The sequence below is a fragment of the Bifidobacterium intestinale genome (assembly GCF_023656765.1).
Classification (GTDB): domain Bacteria; phylum Actinomycetota; class Actinomycetes; order Actinomycetales; family Bifidobacteriaceae; genus Bifidobacterium; species Bifidobacterium hominis.
In genome coordinates this window covers 1-17162 of the sequence record NZ_JAMOKR010000001.1, presented here as the reverse complement: position 1 = coordinate 17162, position 17162 = coordinate 1, and the positions used below count along the sequence as shown (strand labels likewise).

The window sequence follows — 17162 nt, the reverse complement described above, 5'->3', positions numbered from 1 at the left end:
CACAGGAGAATTGGGCCGAAGATCGACCAGCCTACGCAAGTTCGTTCAACACGGTAAACGCTGCGTTGGCATAGAATTCCACGCCTGCCTGCAATGATTCGTCCAATCCCACAAAATTCGGGCTATGCCAATCAGGACATCCTTCCTCACCATTGGATCCGATAAAGGCGAACACGGGCAATGTGACTTTGGCGTATTCGCAGAAGTCCTCCCCCGCCATCGACGGATAGATCGGCTCAAGCTGCGCATACTCGCGCACGCCATCGGCCACGATCTTCGACAGTCCCTCGTCGGAGACCAGCGGATCCTGGAAATCGTCCCAGTCGATGTCGGCGGTGATCCCGTAGCCAGCCGCGATGGCGTTGACCTGTTCCTTGAAGCGTTCACCTACCATGATGCCGTCTGACTTGTGGAAGTAACGCACGGTACCTTGGAAACTTGCCTTGGCCGGCACCACATTCCATACATGACCGCCATGCAGTTCGGTGATGGAAAGCACCAATGGATGGAATGGCGACACATTACGGCTCACGATGGTCTGCAACGCGAGAATCATCGTGGCGAGCGCTTCGATAGGACCGGTGCCCTTGTGCGGGTAGCCGGCATGCGTGCCCGTAGCGTGGAGCGTGACATGGAATTTCACGCATCCGGCCATCATGGGGTCAGGGCCGATGGCAATCTGCCCGGGCGCATAGTTGGGGTTGTTGTGCGCGCCGATGATGGCGGAGACATCGGCCAGCAGTCCCGCGTCGATCATGGCGCGTGCGCCGGTGCCTGTTTCTTCGGACGGCTGGAACAGCAGTTTGATGGATCCCTTGATTTGTTTGCGGTGTTTGGCAAGCCAGAATGCCGCTCCCAGCAGATATGACATGTGCAGGTCATGGCCGCAGCCGTGCATGACTCCATCGTTGACCGAGGAGAATGGCAATCCCGTGTCTTCCTGAATGGGAAGACCGTCGATGTCGGCGCGCAATGCGATGCGCGGTCCGGGTTGTTCTCCGCGAATCAGCCCGACCACACCCGATTCGAGCGGATTGTTCAGGATTTCGATGTCGTGCGCTCTGAGCAGTTGCTCAATGTAGGCGCTTGTTTTGAATTCCTTGAAGCTGCGCTCCGGATGTGCGTGCAGGTAATGGCGGATTTCGATGAGTTCCGGCGTAATTTCGACATGTTCAGTCATCTTGCGTGAATCCCCCTTGGTTGCTTCTCTCCATTAAGATTAAGCGGCTTTCACCGTTGCTGTCAGCGTTTCAGCAGGTGCTTCGCGATGGCATTGGCGACGCCCTGCACCACCTGAACAAGTACAATCATAATGATTACCGCCGTCCAAGTCACAGTCTGGTCGAATTTCTGGTATCCGTAAGCGATGGCGAAATTACCAAGACCGCCGCCGCCGATGTATCCGGCCATGGCCGACATGTCGAGCACGCCGATGAACAGGAACGCGTAGGCGAGAATCAGCGGCGCGAGCGCCTCCGGAATAAGCACGGTTCGCACGATGGTGAATTTCGAAGCTCCCATGGCCCGTGCTGCTTCGATCACACCGGAGTCGACGGGAACCAGATTCTGTTCGACAAGCCTGGATGTGGCCATGGTGCACATGATGATCATCGGAAAGATCGCGGCGGCCGTACCGATGGAGGTGCCGATGACTTTGATGGTCAGCGGCTGCATGGCTGCGAGGAAGATAATGAACGGTATCGGTCGGATGATGTTCACGATCACGTCGAGGATGCGGTAAACGACCGCGTTTTCGAACAGGTTGCCAGGACGCGTTCCGTAGAGTACCACGCCGAGGACCAGTCCGAGAATACCGCCCACGATCATGGTGACGAGCACCATTTCCAAGGTTTGCCCGATGGATTCAAACAGGAGCGGTCGTAGTACCGTCCAGTCGCTACGGCTTGCAAGCGTTACGCCTTCAATCTGTGTCATGCCTGCTCCTGTCCGGCCTTGATAAGGGCCTGTTCATATGGTGTCGGCTGTGCCGCGGTACCGAAATCGACGATATCGCTGTTTTGCGCCAGTTCGTTCAGGAACGATTCGACATTGTCTCCGCCGAATTCGTAGGTGATCGCTCCGATGGCCACGCCGTTGACAGTGTCGATACCGCCGTACAGCAGGCTGCTTCGCACGCCGTGTTTGGCGATAAGTTGTGAGATGTTCTGCCCGGATGCCGCGATGACGGTACCGTCTTCACGCTCTTCGACGTCATGCTGTCGAATAAGCACTGTGACGATGTGTCCGAGATTTTCCTCATGCATGGTGCTGATGCGCGACTCTTCAGGAATACCACTGATGGCGGTGGAGATGAATCGCTTGGTCACCGGCTGTCGCGGGGCCGCGAACACGTCGTAAACGCTACCGGATTCCACTACTTTGCCGGCGCTCATCACCGCCACGCGATTAGCGATCTGCTGCACGACGTTCATCTGGTGGGTGATGAGCACGATGGTGATGCCCATTTCCTCATTGACTCGCTTGAGCAGCGACAATACTTCCGTAGTGGTTTCCGGATCCAGAGCGCTGGTCGCCTCGTCGGCAAGCAGGATCTTAGGATTCGTGGCCAATGCCCTGGCGATGCCGACGCGCTGCTTCTGTCCGCCGGAAAGCTGCGACGGATATTTGTTCGCATGGTCGCTTAAGCCTACGAAGTCAAGCAATTGCGCCACGCGCTTGTCCTGATAATCCTTGCGCCAATGGTCGAGCTGCAACGGATAGGCGATGTTCTGCGCCACTGTTTTGGTGGAGAACAGGTTGAACTGCTGGAAGATCATGCCGATTTTCTGTCGAATCGGACGAAGCTTGGATTCGCTGAGCGACGACACTTCGGTGCCAAGTACCGTGACCGTACCCGATGTCGGCTTCTCCAAAGCATTGATCAGGCGCACCAATGTGGATTTGCCGGCTCCGGAATAGCCGATGATGCCGAAAATGTCACCTTCATTGATGGTGAGGCTCACATCGTCGACGGCGCGAGCAACGGTCGTGCCGCGTTTGCCGCCGTCAGTGCCGCTGCCACGCTGCCGGAACTCCTTGACCACATGGTCGAATGTGATGATCGGTGTGTGTTCTGTCATACTGCCGCTTTCATTAATGGTTTTTCAACCCTTGACCATACAACCACGCCTGACGTTGGTCGCACATACAGGAAAGCCCCCTCCTTGGAGGGAGCTTTCCGAAAAGGACTTACTCGGCGTCCTTGGCTTCCTGTTCGATCGTCTTCAGGTAATCCTGAAGTTCGGATGTGCTGAACTTGTCGGCCAGAACCGCAGTGCCGCCGGAATTCTCCTGCAGCTTGTCAAGCACGCTCGTGGTCTGGAAGATCTTAACGACCTTCTTGTAGACCTCGTTGTTCACGTCGGCCTTGCGAGTGGCAAAGATGTTGATGTACGGACGGGCTTCTTCGGATTCAGCGTCATCCTGATAGATGGCGTCGGTGGCCTTCAAACCAGCGTCGGCGACATAATCGTTGTTGATGACGCCTGCCGCGACCTGCGGGTCCTTCAGGGAGTTGGCGACCTGCTCCGCCTTCAGCGGGGTGACCTTGACCTTGGATTTGGATTCGTCGATGTCCTGCGGAGTAGAGAACGGCGTCCAATCGCCCTTCATCGTCACCAGACCTGCAGCCTTGAGCACGCCGATGGCACGGGCCTGATTGGTCTCGTCGTTCGGAATCGGAATGGTGCTGCCCTCAGGAATCTCGTCGATGCTCTTGTACTTGGTGGAATACACACCGAGCGGGTAGATTGCCACACCGCCGATCGGCTGCAGCTCCTTGTTGTTCTGCACATTGTAGTTGGCCAGGTACAGCAGGTGCTGGAACTCGTTGAGGTCAAGCTCACCGGAGTCGACGGCCGGATTCTCGGAAGTGTAATCCTGGAAATCAACGATATCGACGTACAGGTTCTGCTTTTCGGCCTGCTTCTTGAATTCCACCCACTGCGGATCGGTGGCGCCCACCACGCCGATCTTCACCGGGTTGGCCTCGGTTCCCTTCTCCGCAGTCTTGTCGGATCCGTTGAACGCACGAACTCCAAAGAACGCTCCGACCGCGACCAATGCGACCACCACGACGGCGATGATGATGTTACGTACCGTGTGATTGACTCGGACCGGTTCTTCCGGCAATCCTGCCGGCTGCTGATTTGCTTCTGCCATGATGAATCCTCTCTTCTTCCTCATTGCTTTGCATGGTTTCCAACGTGTCTTCGATGAGCTGCATGCCATCGTGTCGTGTCCAACCATACGCGACGCTTCCGTTGCAATACGCCGAAACCTAAGAACTGCCTTATCGGAATTCGTTATAGCGGGTGTTCAATCGCAATGATTCCAGCATTTTCATCAATCCTCCGAAATGCACGGAATCATGCACGATGGTGACATGAACGGGTGTGTCGGCGATCATGTCCGCTCCCTACACTGAAACAAGCGAGCAATTACGAAATCACATATTTGGAAGGTGTTTTCCATGACCGCAATCGACATCAAAGCGGCGTTTTTCGACATTGACGGAACGTTGACGAGCTTCACCACGCACGTCGTGCCACAATCCACCATTGACGCGTTGCACGCGCTGCAATCCAATGGCGTCAAGATTTTCATATGCACCGGTCGCCCTCCCGCTCAAATGAATGTCGTGTTGGATACTATTCCCGTCGATTTCGATGGCATTGTCGGGTTCAATGGCCAGTACTGCATTGACGGCAGCGGATTTTTGGAAAAGCAGACGCTTGACGCAACCGATGTGGCCACGATCGTACGTTGGCTGGATGAGCATGAGGATATCGTCGCCTGCATCGGCGAAGAGGATTACGTGTATTTCAACCACAGCAACGATCAGATGCGCCGCACGTGGGCAAGCCTGGGTAAGACCGCACCGGACGTATTCTTTGACGATCCGCATGTACGCACGGCGGAACATGAGACGTTCCAGATGAGCCCGTATATCAGTCGTGATCAGGAGGCTGAATTGCTGTCGCTGCTGCCAAATACGCGCGGTGTGCGCTGGCATCCGGATTTCGTTGATCTGATTCCCGCTGACGGCGGCAAGGATCGTGGCATCCAACGTTTTCTCGACCATTATGGCTGGTCGAAGGAGCAGGCGATTTCGTTCGGCGATGGCGGCAATGACGTGGATATGCTGCGCTTTACCGGCATCGGCGTGGCGATGGGCAACGCCACCGAAGAGCCGAAGGCGGTGGCCGATTACATTACCGATGACGTTGATCATAATGGCATTTGGAATGCTCTCAAGCATTTCGACATCATCTGACGATGTACTGTTGACCGTATTTCTTTTCGCCGCAAATACTGGATGCGTGTAACGTTACGGGTTTCCCACAGCATTGTTTTTACAATAGAAAAATCGACAATATCGGGAATCGAGGAAGATATGATTGGTATATCGCGTCCACACGCCGCCACCGCAGCCATAACCGTGGGAACAATGGTAGCGGCTGCTGCCGGAGTGACCGCCATCGCCGCAAATGTTTTATTCCGTTTTGCCATTGATACGCAGTGGAAGCATTCCATGTTTCATCAGGCGATCATTGCTCCGGATCGTGACGAGCAAATGACCATTGGAGAGGCCGGAGAAGCATGCGCATGGTTCGACGAGGCCAAGCAACCGGTGGAAATCACCAGTAGGGATGGTTTGAATCTTCATGGATGGTGGTTTGACCCGGATTCTTCCGCACCGCGTGAGCATTGTTATGCGATCTGCGTGCACGGCTATACCAGCAAGCCGTTGGAGTCGGCGAAATGGGGTCGTCGTTTCGCGCAGATGGGATTCACCGTGTTCATTCCTGCGCAACGCGGGCATGAGCTGAGTGAAGGTCGTTATGTTGGTATGGGTTGGCTCGAACACTATGATCTGTTGGACTGGATTAGCTATATCAACAGTATCGACGATCAGGCGCGTATTCTGCTGTACGGCGGTTCCATGGGAGCGTCCGCTGTGATGATGGCCACGGGCGATGCTGAGCTGCCTGGCAATGTTGTGTCGGCCATTGCGGAAAGCGGTTTCACTTCGGCACGTTACGAGTTCATGGACACTGCTCGGAGTATGTTCCACATGCCTAAGTTCTTTGCCGCAGCATGTGTGGATGCGGCAAGCTTGGTATGCAAGGCGCACGCCGGATACAGTTTCTCGGATGCTTCGTGTGTGGAGTCGCTTTCCCACACAACGATTCCCATGCTGTTCATTCACGGTGGCGACGACAATATGGTCAATGCCAAGTATTTGGACATGAATTATGATGCTTGTGCCAGTGCGGATAAGCGTAAGCTGCTGGTTCCCGGTGCCGATCATTTGGTGAGTTCCGCTGTTGATCCGGAAACGTATTGGAATACCGTTAAGGGATTTGTGACAGATACGTTCGATCGTTAGTTCGACAAGTTCAGGGTTCCATTCAACACCACAATGTAATACTCACTGATATACGGTAAGGGCTTCGGTTAGTTCAGAAATATCTTTTGAACTAACCGAAGCCCTTACTTGTTGGCTCTAGCCATTACGCCTGAGGCGCGCGTCTAGTGTCAGGCGCGCTTCTTCTTCAGCATCAGCGCACCAGCGCCCACAATGAGTGCAGCAACGCCTGCGACTACGAAGCCCATGACCGAAGAACCGGTGGAAGCGATCTTGCCGTTCTTCTTCTTAGCGACAGTTTCCGTCTTCTTCGAATCTTCCTTCTTCGGATCGGACGGCACGGTCTTGAAGTTGGCCTTCACGTACACTGCGCTACTTGGCATGGTAAAGGTGCCGTCTTCAGCGATTTCCACATTGCCGCTGGTCACGGTCCAACCGTCGAAGGCATAGCCCTTATCGGCGGTGGCGGTCAGGGTGACTTTCGTGCCCGGAGCAACGTTCTCCGTGTAATCCGCAGAAGCCTTGCCACCCTTGCCGGCCTTGACATTCACGGAATACACCGTGTTGGCCACACGCCACAGCTGGGTGCCGTAGAACGGGTTGGCGGTACCGATCATCATGTAATTGTCGGTGTTGCAGAAGATGCGCAGACCATGGTTGAACGGGTCGCCGAAGCCTTCATCGGTCACGGTGCTCACGGAAACACCGTTTTCACCGTTGTCGACGATTTCGAACAGGTTGAAACCACGCTTGGACTGGGACAGGTACGGCAGCGCTTTGAAGTATGCCTTCATGTTTTCCTTGGAGGTCAGCTTCACAAGGGTGTCGTACAGCTTCTTCATGCTGTCCGGAATCTGCGGTGCGTTCGGCACGACGGCCATGAACTCGTCCACGATCTCGCCATAGGTGTCGGAGAAGTCTTCGGATGCCTTGCTGCCCAGCTCGTCGCCAAGCATGTCGAGTCCGTTGTTGACGTCCAGCAGGGTGGCTGCGGTGTTGACGTCGGTCAGGCTTCCCGGCACGATGCTGCCATCCTTGATGCCGGCAACCAGATCGTTCTTCTGATCCTTGGTCAGGGTGAACGAATCAGCGGTGGAACCTTCAACGTCGGTCAGGGACGGATGGGAGGCTGCGGCGCGCTGGTTGGCCTGCTTCACTGCCCAGTCGACCAGTGCTTCAGGATCGTCGGAAGACGGTGCTTCGGACTGTGCTTCTGCATCAGCTTCGTCATCGTTCAATGCGACGGCGTTGGCGTCACTGGAGTTGTTGCGGTTCATCACCAGTTCGAGGAACGTACGCAGATAGTGGATGGTGTCGTTCCATTCCTTATCGCTCATGTGCAGAATGTCGCCGTTGGTGAACTGGGCCACCGGCTCGAGCAGCGTGGTGGTGTTCATGGTAGACAGATACATCTTGCCTTCGTGGGTGATGGTCTGCCAGGTGTACTGGTTCATGTGGTTGCCGTAACCACTGCCCAGCCCGGTCAGGCTCTTGCCGAAGGTCTCGTTTTCGTCGCCAACGACCATCGTGATGTTCTCGTTCTTGTCCATGCGGTACAGGTTGATGGACTGTTCGAGGTTGGTGGCCTGGGTCACGAATTCGGAGTTGGTCACGAAGCCCTGCAGTGCGCTGGAGACGTCATTGTAGTCGCCAATATACAGGTAGTCGCCGTAAACCTGCAGCGTGCAGGCGCCGGCGCTCACGCGGCTTGCGTCAAGACCGTAGGTGTACTTGGCACCATTGGACTTGTCGCCAGCCAGCGGACGCCACGTCCAGTCGGCCTTGTTGGTCGGATCACCATTGTTCTCGCCCACGTAGATGGCGTAGGAACGCATGGTGCCGGTTTCGTCGCTCCTCGTATCCGTGCTGCCGGTGCAGATCACCACGTACAGCTTGCCGTTGAACTCCTGCACCTGGTAGATACCGCCACCGCCGTTGACGTCGGAACGGTGAATGGCAGGCAGGTTATCGAAGTCCGCCATGTCTGCGATGACCTTGTAGGAGCCCTTGATGGACGGGGTCTTGGAAGCCACCAAGTAGGCGGCTCCCTTGCCATCGGAAGTCGGCTTAAGGTCGCCGGCGATCAGCGTGTCGTCACCGAACGAGCCGATGGCACGGGTGGAGGTGAAGACGTTCTGCTTGACCAGTTCACGCCACTGATCCGCATTCTCCATGCTTTCGTACACAGGGGTGAGCTTGTCGCCGTTGGTCGGATCGATCTCATAAATGCACGGGAAGCCGTTCTGGTAGGCGATGGCGGTCTGGATTTCAGTCTGGGTGAGATCCTTGTTGTTGGTATCCATGACCATGCCTTCGAAATACAGCTTGTCACCCATGCGGAACGCGCTGCGGAAGGTCGGGATGATGCCAGTGCCACCCTCAATGCCTGCGCTTTGAGACATGAGGATCTTGCTTTCGCCGGTCTTCACGTTGAACTTGAACAGCATGCCGCCGGCGCTCTTGCCGTCCGGCTCGCCCAAGTACATGTGGCCGGAGTACATGGTCTGAATCAGAGCGGTGGCCTCATCGGTGGTCATGCCCATGTTGGATGCGAAACCACGCGAAAGGATGTTCTGCACGCCAAGACCGCCGTACATGGTGCCCACATACACCCAATCGCCGTACGAGGCGGCAGCGTAGCTGTAGGACTGGCCGCGGTCGCCCTGGTCCTGGTCTTCTTCGGTGATGGCGCCATTGCCGATGTAGTCGACCACGCCGTCAGCCGTCTGCAGTCCATTGGACGGATGGCTGACCTTCTCGAACGTCATACCGTTGCCGTTCTGAGAAGTGTACGTATTGACGATCTTCTTGCCGAGATCGTTCGCAGTATCGTCTGCGAACGCCGTCGTGGCCGTGCCGCACAGCGCGATTGCAGAAGCGGCGATTACCGCCGTGATCTTCTTGCCAAAGCTATGCGTGTTTTTAGCTGGAGTTTTACCTCCTATTGCGCCGGGGAAACGACTTGATGGTTTCATGATAAATTCCTCTTTCATATAGTGTTCCCACAGAAAATTATTACATAAGCATGAGAAAACTTTAACTATTCCTACACATTAACAAAAGATGCCCATTAACCCCCTTAAGTAAGAGCTACGTCTTGCGAACACTCACATCAATCAAAATAAACGGCTTTGAGAATGTGCACAGACCATGAAAAGGCACAATCGAATCCATATTCGATCGTGCCAAAAGTTTTTGAACGCTTCACGAATCCTTTGACTTCAACGTCAGATTGCACAGATTCCGGAGAAACAGCTCCAGCTAGCAGTGCGGAATCATCTTGCGTTTCTTCGCCAGACTCGTTCCGAACCGCCGATGGCACAGTGGTGGTAATGTTGCTATCCACTTCCCGTTGCGGAATGCCGCACCCAGCAAGTGGCAATAATACGGCGCCCGTCAACGCGAAAGCCAAAGAACGCCCACGCATCGTGCCTTCCATATATCAGTTTTGCAGTATCCAGATTCATCTATAGAACGGCAAACGTATCAAAGTATGTGTCTCAAATACGACGAATCTGCATTATCGTCAATCATAAAAAGAAATTCACGGATAACAGTTGATGGCATTCAGCATGCGGTCCATCATCTTAGGCAGTTCGAACGGCTTGATCTGAGGCAGGTCGGAACGTTCGATCCAATCTTTGCCCGGCACCGAACCAATAGAGCATCTCCTTGAGAATCTCCTCACCCGAGCATTGGTTCATCGGCTTCTTCACATATTCGCCCGGATCATTGGAGTGCGGACCGTACACCCACAACACCTGCCGTCGTCCAACTGATCCGGATCGACCGGCTGCAGCGCCGCGTTGAATCTCATGAACCATGATGATTTGACGAATGTGGTCACGCCTGCTTTGCCAGTCGGATTACCGGTTTTCTCTTCGATATAACGGAAAAGCTCCGGATAGTCGCGAATAGTGATGGTGGCGCTCACCCAATTGGCTTTCACCAGGTCGCACACGAATTTCTCCGGATGCCCGAAATCCTCGCTCTTAGCCGCCAGCTTCTCCCATAGCGTGAAGCTGGCGCATTCGGTAGTGCTGCAGTTCATGACGGGCGCTTCGGTCATACTGCCGCGAATGGAGTTCTAGGTCATGGATCCGTTGGTGAAGTAGACCATATCTTGCTGTCCGACTGGCTGAACGGTTTCCTCACCGTCTTTGACGATACGCATTCCTCAATGGTCGCGAAACCGGCAGCACCGGTTCTGTGGTGGTGTTCTACAACCAGGGTGCACGCGTGCGTTTCACTGTGGCTATCAAGGACAGCACGCCGAACGCACCGAAGAAGGATGATGACAAGCAGAATACGAAGCCTGCCGCACACAAGAAGGCAAACACTGCCAACACCGGTTCCAACGTAATCGGCGTTGTTGCGGTGGTCGCTGTTCTGGTTGTTGCAGCAGGGGCATTGTTCGTGTTCAAGCGCAAGCGTTCCTGAATTGCCAGAGCCTGTTCTTAGGATTCATTCCTAAGTTCGTTCGCATATAACAATCCCGCATGATCCGGTTCGCCGGAATCATGTGGGATTTTTATTTCGTAAGAATCGCATATCTTGCATCATTCAAGCTGCCGTTACTGCTGTCACTACTGTCAGCGTTCGATATGCAACCATGTGGAAGTTCTGATACGGAAACCATTGAACACTGCGCGCAATCCTACAAATAGCAGATTCACGGCAAGCCACAGCAACGCCATACGAAGCGCAGAAGAAGCCTGCATCGCATCGCATATCCATCCAATCGCAGCAAGGCAAGGCACATATATTACAGCTGTCGCCGTACACGTCAATGCAAGATAACGGTAATCCCCTGCCCCAATCAAAATGCCATCAACAGCCCACATCCAACCAGCCAACGGCAATGTCACGCCAACAACCATCATACCGATGGTGATCAGATGCTGAATCTCAGTAGACTGCGAAAACAGCGGGGACGCACACCATCCGGCAATCATCAAACCAATACCGATTACCGTTCCTCCGCATAATCCTGCCCTGCCAGCGATTCTCGTCAAACGCATGGCTTCATCCTCTTGACGGGCACCAATCTGCGCGGCAACCAACGTCTGACCGGCAATACCAATGGCATCAAGCATGTTCAACACGAAATTCCAACTGGAATTCACCACCTGATACGCAGCCAACACTTCCACGCCCATATGCGTAGCCAGCACCACATTCGCCACCAGGCATGCACGCAACGCAAGCGTGCGCAAGAACAACACCGCACCATCGCCAGCACTGTTCAACACTCCTGACAAACGCGGCCGTAAACGGGCACCTTCCGCACGAGTCCACAACATCGCAGGAACAATAAGCAACACTGCCATGAACCATTGCGAAATCAGCGTGGCCACTCCAGACCCAAACACACCCCAACCGAATCCGAGAATAAACAGCAAATCCAGCAATGTATTGAGTATCGCACCCAGCGTAGCAGCTACCAACGTGATGCGAACCTTCTGCAGTCCGCGGAAAATACCGTTGGCCGCATACACCAGCAACATGCCGGGAATACCGAACACCACGGCACGCACGTAGTCAACCGCATTGTGCAAGACGCTCCCCTGCGCCCCCATGGCCATGCACAACGGGCGTGCAATAACGAACAGCATCACAGACACCACCACGCCAATGATTCCAGCCAACCACAGGCCATCAATGCCTGCTTCCAAGCCTTCTCTCCGCTTGCCGGCGCCCAAAAGACGTCCCACCTGCGATGTGGTGCTATATGCAAGGAACACGCATAGCCCCACAACAGTGAGCACGATGGTTGACCCGACCGACAGACCGGCGAGCGCTTGCCCGCCAATATGCCCGACGATGGCGGTATCGATGAGTACGAATGCTGGTTCGGCGATAAGTTGCCCGAATGTTGGTATGGCTAGTGTGAGAATGGTGCCGATAGTGGTGCATGATGCGTTGTTTGCGGTATCTGTTTCGTGAGTATTCTGCGAAGTTGATGTGATCATAATCGTAAGCGTCTGGCGTGTTAGGAACTGCATGTGCAGTGTAAGGTCACGTGTTTCATCATCGCCGTTGATTGCTCAGATTTTGGCTATGTCTGTTTTGCGCTGTTGAGAATGTCGTTGAAGGTTTTTCGCTTATTGTCTGCATGAAAACATAGTCGAATCCGCCTCTACGGAGATGATAGATTCGACTATGTTGAAGTACAGATTGATTTCACCGTCAAGACCTTTGCGACCGCGGCTCTCTGTGCCGTTCCCGCAATTAGGAGTAGCTATGCGGAACAAGCGTTTTTCCTGGAAACGCGCCTTCGTCTCTCTCGCCATTTCGCTCGTCGTCTGTCTGCCCCATCATCGTTGTCATGGCAATCGTAACGAAACAGGAGCTTCCCGAATTGTTCCTGAGATATCTCCCCGCCGAGACATCCGTACTGATCGTCCTCGCAGCAGCCATAGGATTCACGAACATGCGGAATACCTAAGTTCATCCCGCACCGGAGACCAGGTCAGGAACAGAAGTCAGTATCCGGCCTTGATGGCTGTGATGGTGAGCTCGCCGCGGTTAGTGTATCCGAGTGTGGTGAAGATCTCGGATATGTAGGAGCGCACGGTGGCTTCGCTCAGACCGAGCCGTTTGGCGATGGTCTCGTTCGGCAGCGCCTGGATGAGCAGATCAAACGTGGTGCGCAGATAGCCCGGAAGGCGTTCCACCCTCTCGCGGAAGGCGTCATATTTGGGATCGTTCTTCCCGGAGTTCAGATAGCTGTCGGCGAGGATACCGGTCGGGCGCGGTCCAAACACCGAGTATCCCGCGTGCGCTTGTCTAATCAGTTGGGCGAGTTGCGCGGAGGGGATGTCCTTGGTCAAGAACCCGCGCACGTTCAGAGCCAGCGACCTGGCGAGCGATTCCTCATGCTCGAACACGGTGAGCATCACCACCACGACCGACGGATACAGCCTCGCCATCTCCTTGGCAGCCGCCAGCCCGTCGAGGACGGGCATGTCCACGTCCAACAGGGCCACGTCCACGGCCCGTCTGGAAAGCTCGCGCAGAGCCATGCTGCCGTTCTCGGCGACGGCAACCACGTCGATGCCGTCTTGGCGGTCCAGCAGGCCTGCGAGCCCCTCACGGACGATCACGTCGTCGTCGGCAAGCAGGACGCGGATTGGTTCACTCATCAGCAGCCCCTTCCCCTTGGATTTTCGGATCCGGTATGGACGCGTTGACGATCCACCGTCCGGAACGCGAGACGAAGGACAACCGTCCTCCCTCGGACTCGATCCGCGACTTCAGGTTCGCAAGGCCGAAGCCTCCCGTTAGCGCGCCGTCCGAAGAGCTCCCGCTGATGTCGTTGGCCATCGTCAGCGACAGTCCCCCACCGTCGATCTCCGCGAACAGGTCTACCGTCGTCCCCCTCCGCGCGTATTTCAAAGCGTTCGCGGCGGTCTCGCTCACGAACAGTGATCCCGTGAGAATCGTCTGCCTCGAAATCTCGCCGTCGATGTCGCCCGGCATATGCGCATCCAACTCGAGTGCCCCTGATCGCAGCATCAGTCTGGATTCCTCCACGGCGGCCGCGAGACTCGGCGCTGCGGCGTCGAGGCTGAGTTCCGAGATCATAGGCCTGAGACGGCGTGAGGAATCGTGCGCGAGATCGACTATCGGAGCGATCTCGCCGGACAGGTCCGGGTGCGCGGCGGCGAGGCTCTCCAATGAGATGGAGATGCGGGCGAGGTCCCTGGCAATCGTGTCGTGCAATCCGGCGGCGAGCTTGGCCCGGACGGATTCCACGGCCCTGACCGTCCCCATCCGGGATTCCTCCAGCTCCCGCCGGGACAGTTCGGCCCCGTCCATGAACTTCCTGACCGCGAAGCCGACGACAACCGCGACGGAGGACAGCAAAACATCGCTGGCCATGCGGGCAAGCACGCTCCCGTTCTGCCAGAACATCAGCAGAACGTAGCCAGCGAGTAGCAGCGCAGCCTGAGCCGTGCGGTGACGGATGATCCACACAGCTGCAACCAGAAATACGCCAAGCACAGGAAATGCAAGCGAAGAGCTAAACGCCCCCATCGCGGCGAACACGGCTACATACAGCAAATCCCCTGTGATACCCAGCCAAGGTGCCACGGACAATAGGGCACACAGCGCGGCAAGTATCAGAATGTCGTGAGTTCCCAGCGGAGCTGAAATCGCATGGAAGACGACCTCCAGAACCACGATAGACACCGACATAAACAGATATGACAGCCTAAACCCACGCGGATACGGACGCACGGCGTCCAAAAAAAACGACGATGGTGATCTCATCATTGCTTCCTGCAGATATCCAAACTCGGGAATAACTTGCACAGCAGATTGTCGTAACCGAGCACGGTCGCACGGGAAGACAAGTCCTGGTCCGGTTGGATAACGGAGGCATCGGCGGCGGGCGCTGCAGTCCCCCACCCCAGCGCGCATGCCGTAAGCAACACCGCAATCCGATAAGCCATGGTCCTTCTTCTTCGCATAACCGTCCTCCATTCCCCTCAATCATGAATAAATGCCTTATTTACCAGATGCTACACGGCGAAAACATATTCCGACACCGACGAACATCAGGGTCGAATCCCGTCACCAGTCAGTGCCGAACTACCCATATTCCATGATTCACTAAAGATATCTCTGCATCACAGCGTTCGAGAGGAGATGCCATGGAAAAGGTACCACTCTTATTGGCTGCGGAACCACACCATGAGCAGCCGAAATCTCTTGATGCAAAACGATATCCCTCTACAAAATCAGTTCACTGTTTCGAATGGTATGCGATTTCCAAAACCGAAGTTGCAATCAGGGAAGGAATCATAATGGAAAAACAAGCATTGGCAACATTGGCGACGATCACAGCAATCAGCGTCGCAATCATCACCCCGACCTCCGCACTGGCAGACGGCATGAAATACAATCAGGCAGTATATGAGGAAATAGGGATGGATAGATCGGAAGTGATTGATTGGGTCCAGGATCCGAAGCGGAATGTATACGGGAAAACCGAGGATGAGACGATGCAATATCTCATTGCGTCGACAAAGGAAGAACAAACGTCCAACATCCGAATGGATACAACAGCCGCACGCGGTTCATGGTCCAATCAATGGTTTGCTAAGGGAGGCTGGATTGCACGTAATGGCATGTGGTCGTTATCCTTACAACCCACTTGGTGGGCAGCAACGGCTACACCGACAAGATACTATTACGCAGAATCAGCATGGGCAACGGTCCCTCCCCAGTTTAGCTCGAGTCGTCATTGGACGGCCTATCCAACAGCTTCAAAAATGATGAAGGAACAATTCGACTGCCATGTCAGGTATGGCAATCTCAAAACACCGTATAACCTCGAACCATCCAGAACATCGATAAGCCAAATTACCTGCAACTGAAGTAAGGACGGAATCATGCGTAGCGAGTTCCCCGGTCTGTTGTATTGCACGGGTGCATTAATCGCAGTGGCCTCTTGGTCTCTTTTTATGTTCTCGAAAAAAGTTCATCGGGAAGGCCGAACGGTATCCATCCTGCGGCTGTCCGTCATTTGGATACCGTTCCTCGTGAGTTCGGCGCTGGCTCTCGCATCGTATCCGGTTTTTGAAATGTACTCAGGATCCATGGAGCCGGATGTTATCGATTTCTACAGTCAGCCGTTCATACGGCTACTGCCGGCAGCGACCTGCATAGTGAATCTGTGCGTATCGACATGCTGCTCCATGGCCCTTGTCAGCAAGCGCAGAAAAACCGAGCATCGAAACATCTGAATCACAGCGTTCGAGAGGAGATGCCATGGAAAAACCGCTGCTTCTGCTGGCCTTGGTGCCGCTGGCCGTCGGACTGGTCCTGATATCCGTCGCAATCGGATCCAAAAAACTGGGAAGACACGCAAAAGGACTCTTTTTGCGTGTTTTCTCGGCGCTCATGGTTATTGCCGGCGCGTTGATCATCGCGAGCCAACTCGCATGACATCTCACGTTGCGGCTCGGCTTCCCGGCTATCGGCCGCGGACATTCCACGGCTCTCTGCGTCATTACCGCAATCGCACCATCGCCGGTCTCAAGCCCATGAGACACTTGGAGCCATGACTACAGTTATCATGCACACCACTGAAGGCGACATCAAGATCGACCTGTTCGACGACAAGACCCCGGAAACCGTGGCCAACTTCCTCGGCCTCGCCACCGGCGAAAAGGAATGGGCCGACCCATTCACCGGCCAGCCGAGCCACAAGCCGTTCTACGATGGTCTGACCTTCCACCGCATCATCAAGGATTTCATGATTCAGGGCGGCTGCCCGCTGGGCACCGGCACCGGCGGTCCGGGTTACAACTTCGATGATGAAATCGTTCCTGGTCTGACCTTCGATCGCCCGTACCTGCTGGCCATGGCGAATGCCGGCCTGCGCCGCGGCATGGACGGCAAGATCCACGGCACCAACGGCTCCCAGTTCTTCATCACCACCGTGCCGACCGAATGGCTCAACGGCCATCACACCATCTTCGGCGAAGTCGCGGATGACGAGTCCAAGGCCGTTGTCGACAAGCTCGATTCCGTGGCAACCGATCGTTCCGACGCTCCGCTCGAGCCGGTCGGCATCACTTCCATCGAAGTGTTGAAGTAAGTTTCGCATCAACAAGCTTCATAGCAAAATAATGAAAAGCCCCTCACTTTGAACCGCACTGAACCGCACCCCGATTGTTGGACTGAAGAAATTCAGATTCGATGATCGGAGGTGCGGTTCTTTCGTATGCGTGAGGATCGAAGGAGACGTTACGACGACGGGTTCCGCCGCGAGGCGCTG

General features: G+C 55.1%; 16 protein-coding genes and 1 pseudogene. 7 read left to right on the top strand and 10 right to left on the bottom strand.

All coding sequences use genetic code 11. The annotated features are described in order from the left end of the window. Window positions 1–31: 31 nt before the first annotated feature. The 4 genes from NBH13_RS00085 to NBH13_RS00070 all read right to left on the bottom strand — a co-directional run bounded on the left by NBH13_RS00085 (window position 32) and on the right by NBH13_RS00070 (window position 4161). Window positions 32–1180: a M20 metallopeptidase family protein gene (locus NBH13_RS00085; protein WP_250778436.1), complete on the bottom strand. Its 1149-nt coding sequence runs from the start codon at window positions 1178–1180 to the stop codon at window positions 32–34. A gap of 62 nt (window positions 1181–1242) precedes the next feature. Next, window positions 1243–1935 carry a methionine ABC transporter permease gene (locus NBH13_RS00080; protein WP_055063478.1) on the bottom strand — a complete coding sequence of 231 codons (693 nt, stop codon included), beginning with the start codon at window positions 1933–1935 and terminating at the stop codon, window positions 1243–1245. Next, window positions 1932–3080, bottom strand: a complete 1149-nt coding sequence (locus NBH13_RS00075) for a methionine ABC transporter ATP-binding protein (RefSeq protein WP_250778434.1) — start codon at window positions 3078–3080, stop codon at window positions 1932–1934. The genes NBH13_RS00080 and NBH13_RS00075 overlap by 4 nt, the downstream gene beginning before the upstream one ends. Before the next feature lie 109 nt (window positions 3081–3189). Continuing rightward, window positions 3190–4161: a MetQ/NlpA family ABC transporter substrate-binding protein gene (locus tag NBH13_RS00070; protein ID WP_250778432.1), complete on the bottom strand. Its 972-nt coding sequence runs from the start codon at window positions 4159–4161 to the stop codon at window positions 3190–3192. A 310-nt stretch (window positions 4162–4471) separates the two neighbouring features. On the opposite strand from NBH13_RS00070, the gene NBH13_RS00065 reads away from it, so the two are divergent. Beyond that, window positions 4472–5275, top strand: a complete 804-nt coding sequence (locus NBH13_RS00065) for a Cof-type HAD-IIB family hydrolase (protein ID WP_250778430.1) — start codon at window positions 4472–4474, stop codon at window positions 5273–5275. Between the two features lie 120 nt (window positions 5276–5395). Continuing rightward, window positions 5396–6391 carry an alpha/beta hydrolase gene (locus tag NBH13_RS00060; protein ID WP_416795256.1) on the top strand — a complete coding sequence of 332 codons (996 nt, stop codon included), beginning with the start codon at window positions 5396–5398 and terminating at the stop codon, window positions 6389–6391. 149 nt (window positions 6392–6540) lie between these two features. Here the strand turns inward: NBH13_RS00060 and NBH13_RS00055 are convergent, their stop codons facing one another. From NBH13_RS00055 to NBH13_RS00045, 3 genes and pseudogenes are all read right to left on the bottom strand, one after another. Beyond that, the gene (locus NBH13_RS00055; protein WP_250778428.1) at window positions 6541–9345 is read right to left on the bottom strand and encodes an InlB B-repeat-containing protein; all 2805 of its coding nucleotides are present in this window, start codon (window positions 9343–9345) and stop codon (window positions 6541–6543) included. Between the two features lie 137 nt (window positions 9346–9482). Continuing rightward, on the bottom strand, window positions 9483–9809 hold the full coding sequence (locus NBH13_RS00050; protein WP_195523989.1) for a hypothetical protein: 327 nt from the start codon (window positions 9807–9809) through the stop codon (window positions 9483–9485). Window positions 9810–10062: 253 nt separating this feature from the next. Next, window positions 10063–10421: pseudogene (locus NBH13_RS00045) on the bottom strand (oleate hydratase); the annotation flags it as partial. Between the two features lie 188 nt (window positions 10422–10609). Between NBH13_RS00045 and NBH13_RS08710 the strand changes: the two are divergent. After that, complete coding sequence (locus NBH13_RS08710) at window positions 10610–10810, top strand: LPXTG cell wall anchor domain-containing protein (protein WP_250778425.1); 201 nt, start codon at window positions 10610–10612, stop codon at window positions 10808–10810. Window positions 10811–10962: 152 nt separating this feature from the next. Here the strand turns inward: NBH13_RS08710 and NBH13_RS00035 are convergent, their stop codons facing one another. The 3 genes from NBH13_RS00035 to NBH13_RS00025 form a co-directional block, all read right to left on the bottom strand. After that, on the bottom strand, window positions 10963–12342 hold the full coding sequence (locus tag NBH13_RS00035) for an MATE family efflux transporter (RefSeq protein WP_250778423.1): 1380 nt from the start codon (window positions 12340–12342) through the stop codon (window positions 10963–10965). A 513-nt stretch (window positions 12343–12855) separates the two neighbouring features. Continuing rightward, on the bottom strand, window positions 12856–13515 hold the full coding sequence (locus NBH13_RS00030) for a response regulator transcription factor (RefSeq protein WP_250778421.1): 660 nt from the start codon (window positions 13513–13515) through the stop codon (window positions 12856–12858). Continuing rightward, on the bottom strand, window positions 13508–14650 hold the full coding sequence (locus NBH13_RS00025; RefSeq protein ID WP_250778419.1) for a sensor histidine kinase: 1143 nt from the start codon (window positions 14648–14650) through the stop codon (window positions 13508–13510). Before NBH13_RS00025 ends, NBH13_RS00030 begins: the two co-directional genes overlap by 8 nt. Window positions 14651–15030: 380 nt before the next feature. Here NBH13_RS00025 and NBH13_RS00020 point away from each other — a divergent pair, with 380 nt between their 5' ends. The 4 genes from NBH13_RS00020 to NBH13_RS00005 all read left to right on the top strand — a co-directional run bounded on the left by NBH13_RS00020 (window position 15031) and on the right by NBH13_RS00005 (window position 16982). Then, a complete protein-coding gene (locus NBH13_RS00020; RefSeq protein WP_144090580.1) occupies window positions 15031–15756 on the top strand; it encodes a DUF2599 domain-containing protein in 726 nt (241 codons plus the stop codon). 15 nt (window positions 15757–15771) lie between these two features. Then, window positions 15772–16125 carry a hypothetical protein gene (locus NBH13_RS00015; protein WP_065447231.1) on the top strand — a complete coding sequence of 118 codons (354 nt, stop codon included), beginning with the start codon at window positions 15772–15774 and terminating at the stop codon, window positions 16123–16125. A gap of 25 nt (window positions 16126–16150) precedes the next feature. Then, on the top strand, window positions 16151–16327 hold the full coding sequence (locus NBH13_RS00010) for a hypothetical protein (RefSeq protein WP_171842430.1): 177 nt from the start codon (window positions 16151–16153) through the stop codon (window positions 16325–16327). A gap of 115 nt (window positions 16328–16442) precedes the next feature. Next, window positions 16443–16982, top strand: coding sequence for a peptidylprolyl isomerase (locus NBH13_RS00005; protein WP_099571252.1), 540 nt, complete (start codon window positions 16443–16445; stop codon window positions 16980–16982). Window positions 16983–17162: the final 180 nt, after the last annotated feature.

Bases quoted from the DNA above. Each gene is read 5' to 3' on its own strand.
- NBH13_RS00025 (WP_250778419.1), bottom strand. From the start codon at position 14,650: ATGATGAGATCACCATCGTCGTTTTTTTTGGACGCCGTGCGTCCGTAT.
- NBH13_RS00015 (WP_065447231.1), top strand. From the start codon at position 15,772: ATGCGTAGCGAGTTCCCCGGTCTGTTGTATTGCACGGGTGCATTAATC.
- NBH13_RS00010 (WP_171842430.1), top strand. From the start codon at position 16,151: ATGGAAAAACCGCTGCTTCTGCTGGCCTTGGTGCCGCTGGCCGTCGGA.
- NBH13_RS00035 (WP_250778423.1), bottom strand. From the start codon at position 12,342: ATGATCACATCAACTTCGCAGAATACTCACGAAACAGATACCGCAAAC.
- NBH13_RS00075 (WP_250778434.1), bottom strand. From the start codon at position 3,080: ATGACAGAACACACACCGATCATCACATTCGACCATGTGGTCAAGGAG.
- NBH13_RS00005 (WP_099571252.1), top strand. From the start codon at position 16,443: ATGACTACAGTTATCATGCACACCACTGAAGGCGACATCAAGATCGAC.
- NBH13_RS00080 (WP_055063478.1), bottom strand. From the start codon at position 1,935: ATGACACAGATTGAAGGCGTAACGCTTGCAAGCCGTAGCGACTGGACG.
- NBH13_RS00030 (WP_250778421.1), bottom strand. From the start codon at position 13,515: ATGAGTGAACCAATCCGCGTCCTGCTTGCCGACGACGACGTGATCGTC.
- NBH13_RS00050 (WP_195523989.1), bottom strand. From the start codon at position 9,809: ATGGAAGGCACGATGCGTGGGCGTTCTTTGGCTTTCGCGTTGACGGGC.
- NBH13_RS00065 (WP_250778430.1), top strand. From the start codon at position 4,472: ATGACCGCAATCGACATCAAAGCGGCGTTTTTCGACATTGACGGAACG.
- NBH13_RS00060 (WP_416795256.1), top strand. From the start codon at position 5,396: ATGATTGGTATATCGCGTCCACACGCCGCCACCGCAGCCATAACCGTG.
- NBH13_RS00020 (WP_144090580.1), top strand. From the start codon at position 15,031: ATGGAAAAGGTACCACTCTTATTGGCTGCGGAACCACACCATGAGCAG.
- NBH13_RS00070 (WP_250778432.1), bottom strand. From the start codon at position 4,161: ATGGCAGAAGCAAATCAGCAGCCGGCAGGATTGCCGGAAGAACCGGTC.
- NBH13_RS00085 (WP_250778436.1), bottom strand. From the start codon at position 1,180: ATGACTGAACATGTCGAAATTACGCCGGAACTCATCGAAATCCGCCAT.
- NBH13_RS00055 (WP_250778428.1), bottom strand. From the start codon at position 9,345: ATGAAACCATCAAGTCGTTTCCCCGGCGCAATAGGAGGTAAAACTCCA.